The 12586-nt window shown below is 71.1% G+C and carries 12 protein-coding genes; 9 read left to right on the forward strand and 3 right to left on the reverse strand.

What is annotated here, in order from left to right; all coding sequences use genetic code 11:
* Positions 1–41 precede the first annotated feature (41 nt).
* The 3 genes from AC3EUV_RS17970 to icmA all read left to right on the forward strand — a co-directional run bounded on the left by AC3EUV_RS17970 (position 42) and on the right by icmA (position 2815).
* A complete protein-coding gene (locus tag AC3EUV_RS17970) occupies positions 42–551 on the forward strand; it encodes a MarR family winged helix-turn-helix transcriptional regulator (protein WP_042148859.1) in 510 nt (169 codons plus the stop codon).
* Positions 552–611: 60 nt separating this feature from the next.
* The gene (locus AC3EUV_RS17975) at positions 612–944 is read left to right on the forward strand and encodes a DUF3817 domain-containing protein (protein WP_127153063.1); all 333 of its coding nucleotides are present in this window, start codon (positions 612–614) and stop codon (positions 942–944) included.
* Positions 945–1114: 170 nt separating this feature from the next.
* Positions 1115–2815, forward strand: coding sequence for a coenzyme B12-dependent isobutyryl-CoA mutase large subunit (gene icmA, locus AC3EUV_RS17980; protein WP_432145902.1), 1701 nt, complete (start codon positions 1115–1117; stop codon positions 2813–2815).
* A gap of 117 nt (positions 2816–2932) precedes the next feature.
* Here the strand turns inward: icmA and AC3EUV_RS17985 are convergent, their stop codons facing one another.
* On the reverse strand, positions 2933–4330 hold the full coding sequence (locus AC3EUV_RS17985; protein ID WP_432145901.1) for a sensor histidine kinase: 1398 nt from the start codon (positions 4328–4330) through the stop codon (positions 2933–2935).
* On the reverse strand, positions 4327–5043 hold the full coding sequence (locus AC3EUV_RS17990; RefSeq protein ID WP_435603332.1) for a response regulator transcription factor: 717 nt from the start codon (positions 5041–5043) through the stop codon (positions 4327–4329). The genes AC3EUV_RS17985 and AC3EUV_RS17990 overlap by 4 nt, the downstream gene beginning before the upstream one ends.
* Positions 5044–5106: 63 nt before the next feature.
* Between AC3EUV_RS17990 and AC3EUV_RS17995 the strand changes: the two genes are divergently transcribed.
* Together AC3EUV_RS17995 and AC3EUV_RS18000 are read left to right on the forward strand one after the other, a co-directional pair.
* A complete protein-coding gene (locus AC3EUV_RS17995) occupies positions 5107–6267 on the forward strand; it encodes a UDP-N-acetylglucosamine--N-acetylmuramyl-(pentapeptide) pyrophosphoryl-undecaprenol N-acetylglucosamine transferase (RefSeq protein ID WP_432145899.1) in 1161 nt (386 codons plus the stop codon).
* Positions 6264–7268: an SDR family NAD(P)-dependent oxidoreductase gene (locus tag AC3EUV_RS18000; protein ID WP_432145898.1), complete on the forward strand. Its 1005-nt coding sequence runs from the start codon at positions 6264–6266 to the stop codon at positions 7266–7268. The genes AC3EUV_RS17995 and AC3EUV_RS18000 overlap by 4 nt, the downstream gene beginning before the upstream one ends.
* 52 nt (positions 7269–7320) lie before the next feature.
* Here the strand turns inward: AC3EUV_RS18000 and AC3EUV_RS18005 are convergent, their stop codons facing one another.
* A complete protein-coding gene (locus AC3EUV_RS18005; protein WP_432145897.1) occupies positions 7321–7965 on the reverse strand; it encodes a TetR/AcrR family transcriptional regulator in 645 nt (214 codons plus the stop codon).
* Between the two features lie 408 nt (positions 7966–8373).
* Here AC3EUV_RS18005 and AC3EUV_RS18010 point away from each other — a divergent pair, with 408 nt between their 5' ends.
* The 4 genes from AC3EUV_RS18010 (at position 8374) to AC3EUV_RS18025 (ending at position 12529) form a co-directional block, all read left to right on the forward strand.
* Positions 8374–9345: a tetratricopeptide repeat protein gene (locus AC3EUV_RS18010; protein ID WP_432145896.1), complete on the forward strand. Its 972-nt coding sequence runs from the start codon at positions 8374–8376 to the stop codon at positions 9343–9345.
* A gap of 609 nt (positions 9346–9954) precedes the next feature.
* On the forward strand, positions 9955–10572 hold the full coding sequence (locus AC3EUV_RS18015) for a DUF6230 family protein (RefSeq protein WP_432145895.1): 618 nt from the start codon (positions 9955–9957) through the stop codon (positions 10570–10572).
* Between the two features lie 129 nt (positions 10573–10701).
* The gene (locus AC3EUV_RS18020) at positions 10702–11268 is read left to right on the forward strand and encodes a DUF6114 domain-containing protein (protein WP_432145894.1); all 567 of its coding nucleotides are present in this window, start codon (positions 10702–10704) and stop codon (positions 11266–11268) included.
* A gap of 88 nt (positions 11269–11356) precedes the next feature.
* Complete coding sequence (locus tag AC3EUV_RS18025; protein ID WP_435603333.1) at positions 11357–12529, forward strand: hypothetical protein; 1173 nt, start codon at positions 11357–11359, stop codon at positions 12527–12529.
* Positions 12530–12586: the final 57 nt, after the last annotated feature.

Genomic DNA, 12586 nt, shown 5'->3' on the forward strand with positions numbered 1-12586 from the left:
CGCGGCTGACCACCATGTGGCCGCCCGGTAGGGTCGGACGCGTGCCGAAGCCGCTCAGCCTTGCTTTCGATCCCATCGCGCGCGCCGATGAACTGTGGCAACAGCGATGGGGCGCTGTGCCCTCGATGGCCGCGATCACCTCGATCATGCGCGCCCATCAGATCCTGCTGGCCGAGGTGGACGCGGTGGTCAAACCGTACGGGCTGACCTTCGCCCGTTATGAGGCGCTGGTGCTGCTGACCTTCTCCAAGGCCGGCGAGCTGCCGATGTCGAAGATCGGCGAGCGGCTGATGGTGCACCCCACCTCGGTGACCAACACCGTCGACCGGCTGGTGAAGTCCGGGCTCGTCGCCAAGCGGCCGAATCCGAACGACGGGCGGGGCACGCTCGCCACCATCACGGAGAAGGGCCGCGAGGTGTGTGACGCGGCGACCCGCGACCTGATGGCGATGGACTTCGGGCTCGGGGCCTATGACGCCGAGGAGTGCGCGGAGATCTTCGCGCTGCTGCGGCCGCTGCGGGTGGCGGCGGCGGACTTCAAGGACGAATAGGACCGGCGTCCGGAGGGGGGCGGCGAAGATCGCCCCGGAACGGCTGGATACCCTCGGGGCATGAAGCGAAGCGTCCTGACCCGCTACCGGGCGATGGCCTACGTCACCGCGGTGATGCTGCTGGTGCTCTGTACCTGCATGGTTTTCAAGTACGGCTTCGGGATGGGCAAGGACCTCACCCTCGTCGTCTCCCAGATCCACGGCGTGCTCTACATCATCTACCTGGTCTTCGCCTTCGACCTGGGCTCCAAGGCCAAGTGGAAGTTCGGCAAGCTGCTGTGGGTGCTGATCTCGGGCACCATCCCCACCGCGGCGTTCTTCGTGGAGCGCCAGGTGGTGCGGGAGGTCGAGCCGCTGATCGCCGGTGACGCTCCGGAGCCGGTGAAGGCCTGACGGCCGCCCGGCCGCCCCTGGAAATCCCTGCGGAACGCGCCTGTCCCTCTGAGGGGCGGGCGCCTTTGCGTTCCCCACGCCCTTACGGAGAGTGGGCATCGCCACGCACAGGGCGACTCATGAGCCCCTCCCGTCGACAACTACTAGGACGTCCTAGTAAATTCAGGGGTATGGACGCTGACGCGATCGATGAGGGCCGCCGCCGCTGGCAGGCCCGGTACGACTCCGCCCGTAAGCGGGATGCGGACTTCAGCACGCTTTCGGGTGACCCTGTCGAGCCGGCGTACGGGCCCCGGCCCGGCGACTCGGTCGAGGGGTTCGAGCGGATCGGGTGGCCGGGCGAGTTCCCCTTCACGCGAGGGCTGTATCCGACCGGCTACCGGGGGCGGACGTGGACGATCCGCCAGTTCGCGGGCTTCGGCAACGCCGAGCAGACCAACGAGCGCTACAAGATGATCCTCAAGGCGGGCGGCGGCGGCCTCTCCGTCGCCTTCGACATGCCGACGCTCATGGGCCGCGACTCCGACGACCCGCGCTCGCTGGGCGAGGTCGGGCACTGCGGCGTCGCCATCGACTCGGCCGCCGACATGGAGGTGCTGTTCCGGGACATCCCGCTCGGTGATGTCACGACCTCCATGACGATCAGCGGTCCCGCCGTGCCGGTCTTCTGCATGTATCTGGTGGCCGCCGAGCGGCAGGGCATCGACCCGGGTGTCCTGAACGGCACGCTCCAGACGGACATCTTCAAGGAGTACATCGCGCAGAAGGAGTGGCTCTTCCAGCCGGAGCCCCATCTGCGGCTGATCGGCGACCTGATGGAGCACTGCGCCCGCGGCATCCCCGCGTACAAGCCGCTCTCGGTCTCCGGCTACCACATCCGCGAGGCGGGCGCGACGGCCGCGCAGGAGCTGGCGTACACCCTCGCCGACGGCTTCGGCTATGTGGAACTGGGCCTCTCCCGCGGGCTGGACGTCAACACCTTCGCCCCCGGCCTGTCCTTCTTCTTCGATGCGCATCTGGACTTCTTCGAGGAGATCGCCAAGTTCCGCGCCGCGCGCCGTATCTGGGCACGCTGGATGCGCGATGTGTACGGCGCCACGAGCGAGAAGGCGCAGTGGCTGCGCTTCCACACCCAGACCGCCGGTGTCTCGCTGACCGCCCAGCAGCCGTACAACAACGTCGTCCGCACCGCCGTCGAGGCCCTGGCGGCCGTGCTCGGCGGCACGAACTCGCTGCACACCAACGCCCTGGACGAGACCCTGGCGCTGCCCAGTGAGCAGGCCGCGGAGATCGCGCTGCGCACCCAGCAGGTGCTGATGGAGGAGACCGGCGTCGCCAATGTCGCGGACCCGCTGGGCGGTTCGTGGTTCATCGAGTCGCTCACCGACCGGATCGAGGCGGACGCCGAGAAGATCTTCGACCAGATCAAGGAGCGCGGCCGGCGCGCGGTGCCGAACGGTGCGCACCCGATCGGCCCGATGACCTCCGGCATCCTGCGCGGCATCGAGGACGGCTGGTTCACCGGCGAGATCGCCGAGTCCGCCTTCCAGTACCAGCAGGCGCTGGAGAAGGGCGACAAGAAGGTCGTCGGCGTCAACTGCCACCACGGCTCGGTCACCGGCGACCTGGAGATCCTGCGGGTCAGCCACGAGGTCGAGCGGGAGCAGGTGCGGGTGCTCGCGGACCGCAAGGCGGCGCGGGACGATGCCACGGTGCGGGCCGCGATCAAGACGATGCTGGACGCCGCACGGGCCGGCAGCAACATGATCGAGCCGATGCTGGAGGCCGTACGGGCCGAGGCGACGCTCGGCGAGATCTGCGGCGCGCTGCGCGACGAGTGGGGCATCTACACCGAGCCCGCCGGGTTCTGACGCCCGGCCGGTGCGCGGACGGAGCGGGGCGGCGGGTGACTCACCTGCCGCCCCGCCCTCATACCCAGGCCCCGGCGCCGCACCGGTCGCACCCCGGCCCGCCGCCCGCCGGCCGCGCTACGGCAGCGGAAACCGCAGCCGGAAGAGCGCCCCGCCCCCCGGTGCCTGCTCGGCGCTGAGCTCGGCCCCGTGGGCGCGGGCGATCTGCCGGGCCATCGCCAGGCCCAGCCCGGAGCCGGGCAGGGCGCGGGCCGCCTTCGCACGGTAGAAGCGGTCGAAGACATGGGGCAGATCGCCGGCCCCGATGCCGGGGCCGTGGTCGCGGACGGTCAGCTCCAGCGCGCCCGGCACCCCGGAGAGCGCGGTCTCGACCGGGCCGCCCGGCGGGGAGAACTTCGCGGCGTTGTCGAGCAGATTGGACAGCAGCCGGGCCAGCCGGGCCGGCACTCCGGGGACCGTGGTGTCCGCCGCGGCCGGGTCGAGGGCGGCGGTGAAGGTGAGCTCCGGCCAGTGCTCGCGGGCCGCGCCCACGGCGTGCTCCAGGAGGGCGGCCGGGCGTACCTGCTCGACCAGCGGCTGGGGTTCCTCGTCACGGGCGAGCTCGATCAGATCGTTGACGAGCGTGGTGACCTCGCGCAGCTGGCGGCCCAGGGCGGCCGCGGCACGGTCGCGCTGGGCGTCGGTCAACCGGTCGGCGCGGGCCAGGAGTTCGGCGTTGGTGCGGAGCGCGGTCAGCGGGGTGCGCAGCTCGTGGGAGGCGTCGGCGACCAGTCGGCGCTGGGCGGTGACGGACTGCTCCAGTTCGCCGAGCATGGTGTTGAAGCTGGTGGCGAGCCGGGTGATCTCGTCCTCCCGGGCGGGCGGCCCCGCGGGGAGTGCGATGCGGTGGCGGGCGTCGCGGGTGGCGGCGATGCGCTCCGCGGTGGCGGTGAGCCGGGCGACCGGGGCCAGGCCCGTACGGGACACCCAGTAGCCCAGTGCGGCGGCCAGCAGGACGCCGGCGCCGCCGACCGTGGCCAGTGCCCAGGCGGCCTGTTCCACGCCCCGGTCGACGGTGTCGGAGCGCTGGGCGACCTGGACCGCCTCGTCCTTGTCTCCCATGCGGGTGGTGAGCATCAGGACCGGCCGGCCGGCCACTTCCCGCTTCTCGTAGAACGCCGCGCGCCGGCCCTCGGCGACCTGCCGGGTGGCGTCGGAGACACGCAGCACATACGGCTCGCGCGGGTCCTTCGCGGGGTCGGACGGCACGATCTGGACGCAGGACGAGGCCGGGTACCGGCAGAGGGTGTCACTGGGCGTCGGGCCCCAGTCGTGGCGGTCCCGGATCATCTGGGTGGCCGTCTGCGTCAGGGTCAGCTTCAGCTGACGGGTCATCTGGTAGTCGATGATGGTGAAGGCCGCGGCGCAGACACCGACCGCCACCAGCGCCACCGCGGCGGAGGCCGCCAGGGCCAGCCGGGCGCGCAGCGGACGGCGCCGCCGCCACCGGGCCCCCAGCCCGCGGGTGCCGGTCATGTGCCCTCCGCGGTGCCCAGGCGGTAGCCGATCCCGTGCACGGTGTGGACGAGCCGCGGCTCGCCGCCCGCCTCCAGCTTGCGGCGCAGATAACCGATGTACACGGCCAGCGAGTTGGAGTCGGGTCCGAAGTCGCGGCCCCAGACGCGCTCCAGGATCACCTCGCGCGGCAGCACCTGCCCGGGGTGCAGCAGCAGCAGTTCCAGCAGCGCCCATTCGGTGCGGCTGAACTCCAGGGGGCGGCCCGCCCGGTGGCCGGAGCGGGTCACGGGGTCGACGACCAGATCGCCGAAGGTGAGCCGGCTGTCCTCCACCGCCGTGGTGGACGCCCGGCGCAGCAGCGCCCGGATACGGGCCACCAGCTCGTCCAGCGCGAACGGTTTGACGAGGTAGTCGTCGGCGCCGGCGTCCAGCCCGTCGACCCGTTCGCTGACCGAGTCCAGCGCGGTCAGCACGAGGATCGGGGTGCGGTCGTCCAGGGCGCGCAGCCGGCGGCAGACGGCCAGACCGTCCAGCACGGGCATCAGCACGTCCAGGACGAGGGCGTCCGGCTGCCAGGCGGCGACCTCGGAGAGGGCGGCCAGGCCGTCGGCGGCGCCGCGTACCGCATAGCCCTCCACGGCGAGGCCGTCCTCGACGGCGGCACGTACCTCGGGTTCGTCGTCGACGACGAGGATCTTGGGGGCGGGGGTGTTCCCGGGCGTGGGCGGCATGGACACAGGCTGCCAAACACCTCTCTTAGAAGCTTCTTAGGGCACGTCGCGAGCGTGGCGGCCATGCGCACACCACTCTCTGTCGTGATCGGTGCGGGCGGCACCGGCGGCCATATCTATCCCGGACTCGCGCTCGCCGACGCACTCCGCCGGGCCGTGCCCGAGGCGGTGATCTCCTTCGTCGGGACCGAACGCGGACTGGAGACGCGGCTGATCCCGCAGGCCGGATACCGGCTGCACACCGTTGACATGATCCCCTTCGATCCCGCACTCGGCGCCCGACGCTATCTGCTGCCGGCCGCGCTGCTGCGCTCGGGCGGCCAGTGCCGGAGCATCCTCAAGGAACAGCACGCCCAGGTCGCGGTCGGTATGGGCGGCTATCCGAGCGCCCCGGTGATCGTCGGGGCGCGGCTGGCCGGGCTGCCGAGTGTGATCCATGAGTCCAACGCGGTGCCCGGCCGGGCCAATAAGTTCGCGGCCCGGCTCACCCCGCATCTGGCCCTCGCCTTCGACCGCAGCCGGGAGCATCTGGCCGGCGGCGCGCGGGCCGAGACGGTGGGGATGCCGCTGGTCGGCCCGCTGGCCGACCTGGACCGCGGGCGGCTGCGGCCCGCCGCCCGCCGGGAGTTCGGCGTTCCGGACGGCGCGCGGCTGCTGCTGGTCAACGGCGGCAGCCTGGGCGCCGCCCGTCTTACCGAGGCGGCGGTGGGGCTGGCCGGCCGCTACCGGTCGCGCAGCGATCTCCGGCTGCTGATCAAGACCGGGCCGGCGGCCCTGGAGGAGACCCGGGCGCTGCTGGCGGCCAACGGCGGGGCGGCGGTCGCCGAGGCCGTGCCGTACCTCGACCGGATGGATCTGGCCTATGCCGCCGCCGATCTCGTGGTGTGCCGGGCCGGTTCGGCGACCGTGGCGGAGCTGGCCACGATCGGGATGCCGGCCGTCCTCGTCCCGTATCCGTATGCGCCGGGCGACCACCAGACCCATAACGCGCGGGTGCTCTCCGACGCCGGGGCGGCGCTGCTGCTGTCCGACGCGGAGACCTCGGCCGAGCGGCTGGACGCACTGGTCACCCCGCTTCTCGACGATCCCGGCCGGCTCGCCGCGATGGGCGCGGCGGCCGACCCCGGCACCCATGCGCGCGCCGCCGATCTGCTGGCCGCCAAGGTGCTGGCGCTGGCCGGCCGCCCGTACCCCGCACACCCCACGATGAAGGAGTCAGCATGAGCAGCAACACGCAGCAGTGGACGGGCCGCAGGGTCCTGGTCACCGGGGCCGAGGGGTTCATCGGCTCGACCCTGGTCGACCTGCTGGTGGAGGCCGGCGCCGAGGTGCGGGCGTTCGTCCATTACAAGCCGTACGCAGAAAAGGGAAATCTGGCGCACTGTTTCGTGCCGGGCGGCCCGGTCGAGATGATCTCCGGCGATGTCCGGGACGCGGGCCGGGTGATGGACGCGGTCGAGGGCTGCGACACGGTCTTCCATCTGGCCGCGCTGATCGGGATTCCGTACAGCTATGACGCGCCGGGCGCCTATGTGCAGACGAATGTGGTGGGTACCGAGAACGTGGCGGAGGCCTGCCGGCGCCATGCGGTGCGCCGGCTGGTGCACACCTCCACCAGCGAGGTCTACGGGACGGCGCTGACCGCGCCGATCAGCGAGGACCACCCGCTCCAGCCGCAGTCGCCGTACTCCGCCTCGAAGATCGGCGCGGACATGATGGCGCTGTCGCACCGGCACGCCTTCGAGCTGCCGGTGACCGTCGTGCGGCCGTTCAACACCTACGGGCCGCGGCAGTCGGCGCGGGCCGTGATCCCCACGATCCTGGCCCAACTCCACGCCGGCGCCCGGCAGATCAAGCTCGGCTCGCTCACCCCGACCCGCGACTTCACCTATGTCACGGACACCGCGGCCGGCTTCATGGCGCTGGCCGACTGCGACCGGGCGCTGGGCGAGGTCGTCAACCTCGGCACCGGCCGGGAGATTTCGATCGGCGCGCTCGCCGAGGCACTGATAGCGGCGTCCGGCCGGGAGGCCGAGGTGGTGGTGGACGCCGCGCGGCTGCGGCCGGCCGGCAGCGAGGTCGAGCGGCTGCTGTCGGACAACTCCCGGGCGCGCGAGTGGGCTTCGTGGCGGCCGGAGGTCTCGCTGGAGCAGGGCCTGAAGTGGACGTCGGAGTGGGTGGCGGAGCACCTGCACCTCTTCGCGGCGGACCGCTACCAGGTCTGACCGGCGACCGGGGCCGGGTGTTCGCCGCCGCACCGCGGCGGGGCGCCCGGCCTCAGCCGTGGTCGCCCAGGCCGCCCAGACCGGTCAGGAAGAGGGCGGTGAAGTCCCGCCCCCACGCGGCGTCCACCGGCTCGCCGCTGACCAGGGTGCGGTGCACGATCGCCCCGGCGATCACATCGAAGATCAGGTCCATGTTGCGGGTGGCCGCCCGTTCGCCCTCCTCACCCGGGGTGTCCGCAGGCAGCTCGCCACGGGTCTGGGCGCGCGAGCGGCCGAGCAGCACCAGCCGCTTCTGGCGGTCGACGATCGCCGAGCGGATCCGCTCGCGCAGCGCCTCGTCGGTGGTGGACTCGGCGACCACGGCCATCAGCGCCGTCTTGGTCTCCGGCCGGGCCAGCAGGGCGCCGAACTGGAGCACCACCCCCTCGATGTCGGAGCGCAAAGAGCCCCGGTCGGGGAGTTCGAGCTCGTCGAAGAGGACCGCCACGGCGTCCACGACGAGCTCGTTCTTGTTGGCCCAGCGGCGGTAGAGCGTCGTCTTGGCCACGCCCGCGCGGGCCGCGACATCGCTCATGGTGAGCCGCCCCCAGCCCAGGTCCACGAGCGCGGCCCGGGTCGCGCAGAGGATCGCCCGGTCGGTCTCGGCGCTGCGGGGGCGGCCCGTGCGGCCCTTCCGGGGGCTGGCGGAGTCGTGCATGCGGGCGACCATACCGGCCGGTCCGGGGCCGGACGGCGGCTCCCGTGAGGGAGATCACTCGGCGCGGGGCCGGAAGTGGTGGTTGCGCAGGGGTGGCGAGGAGTTACGCTACGGGTCGTAGCGTAAGAGCGATAACCACTGGCCGTGGGTGGGGACCCATGGCCGCGCACGACGGTCCTCCTCGGGGCCGCAGAACGGTCCTCCTCGGGACCGGACGGGCAGTGCTCCCGGGCGTACACCGGCATTCCGGCGGGGTGTGCGCACGGGCCGCGGTGCCCGGCGGAACGGCCCGGCCGCGCCGCCGGAACCGCCTTCCGCACCGCCGACCGCAGTACCGGCCGGATCGACGACCGCACCGCTTTCCGGATCGCTTTTCGGAACGGGCCGCCCAGGGGGGAGGATGGACCCATGCAGCCACGCAATATGTCCATGAGTGGAGTCGTCGACCTCGCAGCGGTGAAGGCGGCCGGGGAAGCGAAGCAGAAGGCGGAGCAGGCACGCGCCGAGGCCGCCCGTACGGGCCGGGCGCCCACGAGCGGTGCCCGCCTGGTGTTCGACGTCGACGAGGCGGGGTTCCAGCAGGACGTCCTGCAACGCTCCACCGAGGTCCCGGTCGTCATCGACTTCTGGGCCGAGTGGTGCGAGCCGTGCAAGCAGCTCGGTCCGCTGCTGGAGCGCCTCGCGGGGGAGTATGCCGGCAAGTTCGTGCTGGCCAAGATCGACGTCGATGCCAACCAGATGCTGTTCCAGCAGTTCGGGGTGCAGGGCATCCCGGCGGTCTTCGCGGTGGTGGCGGGCCAGCCGATCCCGCTGTTCCAGGGCGCGGCCCCCGAGTCGCAGATCCGTGAGGTGCTCGACCAGCTGGTGCAGGCCGCCGAGCAGCAGTTCGGCATCGTGGGCGCGCCGGTCGACCCGCAGGCCGCGGGTGAGCAGCCGGAGGCCGAGGCACCGGCGCCGGCCGGTCCCTATGACGCCCTGCTGGAGGCCGCGAACCAGGCGCTGGACTCCGGCGACCTGGGCGGTGCCATCCAGGCGTACAAGAACGTGCTCTCCGACGACCCGGCCAACCCGGAGGCCAAGCTCGGTCTGGCGCAGGCCGAACTCCTCCACCGGGTGCAGGACCTGGACCCCCAGGCGGTGCGCAAGGAGGCCGCGGAGAACCCGGCCGACGTGCCGGCGCAGATCCGTGCCGCGGACCTCGACCTGGTCGGCGGGCATGTCGAGGATGCCTTCGGGCGGCTGATCGACGCGGTGAAGCGGACCGCGGGCGACGACCGGGAGGCCGCGCGGGTGCGGCTGCTGGAGCTCTTCGAGGTCATCGGCGCGGAAGATCCGCGGGTGACAACGGCCCGTACGGCACTGGCCCGGGTGCTGTTCTGATCCGCTGTCTGCGGAGTCGCCCTCTTCTGACCAGTACGGCCTCCGCGAGTTGACCAAACAAACGGAGCAGCGGCCACGTTTTACCAAAACTTGGTAAACGTGGCCGCTGTTACTTCAAGTAAGTCTCAGCGACCCTCTTGCGGCGCTGTGTCCGTAATTGCCTCATGTCCTCTTGCTGTTAACAGCGACAGTGTGTGTCCAGTTGATCTCGCCGTGTGCAGGCGTGTTTATCGGGCCGTTACCCGCAAGTAACGAGCCCCTTGTGCGGCGGCCGTGAATGGACCACGATCGGCCACGCTCGGTCCATTCCCGCAGCCCGGCATCCGGTCGGTGTCGCGGGGTACTTGGGTCCCCACCGAGTGGTCGGCGGCAGTGGCGCCGACCGTGGACAGGGGGGTCTCTGCCCCACCCGGCAGGGCCTGTCCAGAGGTTGCGCGAGAGCGTGGCCAGTGGTTGTCGCTCGGGGGTGATCGCCGGTATTCGGAACACGATGTGCCTCCGAGGACAGGCGCTCTTCTTCCCGAGGACGTAGCACTTCTCCCATCCCAGGTACCGCTCCCAACTCGGGCGGCCGGTACCGGAGATGTACGTCCGAGAAGGAGGAAAGTCATGGAGTCCCTGGCTCGTGGCGGGACCAGATGGAAGCGGTTCGCCGTCGTCATGGTGCCGAGCGTCGCGGCGACCGCCGCGATCGGCGTCGCCCTCTCGCAGGGTGCGCTCGCGGCATCGTTCAGTGTTTCCGGTCAGCAGTTCAAGGTCGCTACCGACCGGCTGGACGGCACCGGATTTGTTCAGTACGGAGCCATTGACGCCCAGAAGGGCGGCAAGCAGGTCCCGGTGGCGGTCTCGGGGTTCTCGAGCGCCAAGATCAAGAACCTGTGCCAGTCGGTGGTCGTCCCGGTCCCGGTCTTCGGCGATGTGTCGATGAAGCTGTCGGCCGGTGGCGGTGACACGCCCGTCGAGGCGAAGAACCTCTACATCGACCTCGACCAGCTGTCCGCGGACGCGACCTTCAACAACATCGACATCGGTGTTGCTGCGGGCTCGACGACCAAGGGCCCGGGTATGCACAAGGGCGACAAGGCCGACCCCGGCTCGTTCGCCCAGCAGGCCGACTCGGCCACGCTGACCCACGTCAAGCAGACGGCCTGGGCCACGACGGCCGGCACGTTCAAGCTCAGCGGCCTCAAGATGAGCGTCGCCAAGGGCAAGAGCGAGTGCTACTGACGCACTGAGCGTGCGGGCGCGGGGGGAGCTGTACGGCGGACGCCGTTCCCCGTGCCCGTACGTGGGTAGCGCTCAGAAGGACACTCAGCACAGAACCACCGATTTGCCAGTCCCGAGGAGCTGTACGACATGAGCGCCGAAACGCGACCACGGCTGATCGAGTCCATCGGCCGGAAGCGGACTTCGTTCCGGGAGTGGCGCGGACACCGCCCGTTCTGGGGCGGCATGCTGACTCTGCTGGCCGGCATCCCGATCATGTACATCCCTTACGCGAATCTCACGATCGGTTCCCTGACCGTCCGCATGGCGACCACCGCCGGCGCCGGCTCGCTGATCATCGGCGTACTGCTGGTCGTGCTCGGTCTGACCATGTGGTTCCAGCCCGCCTCGCGTGTCTTCGCAGGTGTGGCGGCGATTCTGCTGTCCCTGGTCTCCCTGGTCGTCTCGAACTTCGGCGCCTTCCTGATCGGCTTCCTTCTGGGGCTGATCGGCGGTGCGCTCGGTGTCTCCTGGGCTCCGGGCAAGGCCACTCAGGGCGGGGACGACTCCGAGGAGCCGGGCCGCACCACGGTCGCCGGACCGGTGCTCGCCACGCACCCGGCGCCTGCCGCCGGTCCGGGGTCGGGCAATGGACTGGACGACCTGTCAGGAATGAGCCCGACCAACGGAGAGAACGGGAGGCGCCGTGCCGGGTGACGAGCTGCCGGAGGAGAGCGCAGCCACCGGGGCGAGAACGGGGCCGAGACATGCGGCGCCGAGGAAGCCGCTGCTGACTCGGCTCCATGTGCCCGCAGGTAAGGCGATAGCCATCGCCGCCATGCCGTCCGCCGTACTCATGGGGATGGGGCTGACGCCCCAGATGGCGATAGCCAAGCCTGCGCCCAAGAGCCCCTTCAAGGACGGCCCGTGCGTCACTGCTCCGGACAAGGTGGAGCAGAAGGACGGCACGTCCAAGGACGGCGCGAAGGACACCAAGGACGACACCAAGCCGTCCGCGGAGCCCTCCGCCTCGCCCTCCCCCTCGGCCGGCAAGGACACGGACAAGACGCCCGCGCCCGAGCCGTCCGGCTCCGCGAAGACCGACGAGCCCTCGGGCTCCGCGACCCCGTCGCCGTCGGCCTCCGAGGAGGAGAAGGACGACGGAGGTGTGCTGGGCGGCATCGGCGATGCGCTCGGCGGTCTCCTGGGCGGGGACGACAAGGACGAGGAGCCGGCCGCCTCGGCGAGCCCCTCCGCGTCCGAGTCGGCATCCCCGAGCCCCTCGCCGTCCGCGTCGGACGCCGGATCGGCCGCTGACAAGGTCACCAAGCCGGTCACGGACACCGTCGACGGCCTCAAGGACGGCGCCGACAAGGCCGGTGACGCCGTCAAGAACGGGTCGAAGACGGTCAACGACACCGTCCACGGCGCCGTCGGCGCGGCGGACAACGCCCTGCCCGGCGGCGGTGTCGACGGCAAGGACGCCGACGGCAAGAAGGCGTTCCCCTGCGTCGTCGAGAACAAGCAGAAGGGCGAGGACGAGCAGACGCCCGTCACCCTGCCCGACGACCCCTGGCACCTGGAGTCCAGCGCGCTCACCCTGCGCGGTCTGAACTACGAGGGCGTCGTCAACGTCAAGACTCAGAACGGCCACACCAAGCAGGCCCTGAAGTTCACCGCCGACAGCGTCGACATCGGTGATCTGCATCAGACCGTCGACGACCGGGCGTCCGGCAAGAAGTACCACGTACAGGCGTCCCAGGGGTCCACGTCCACGATCCGTGGCGGCAAGGTGACGATGTACACCGAGCGGCTCCAGGGCAACCTCTTCGGGTTGATCCCGATCGTCTTCGACCCCGAGCACCCGCCGCCGCTCAATGTCCCGTTCGCCTACTTCACCAAGGTGAAGATCGAGCAGGCGGGCCAGTTCGGCGGCAACCTCCACGTCCCGGGTCTGCACCAGTTCATGTCCGGCTGAGCACGCCCCGGGCCACCGACCCGTTCGGGAGCCGCACAGAAAACGGCGGTGGGCCGC

It is taken from the genome of Streptomyces sp. bgisy130 (assembly GCF_057708345.1).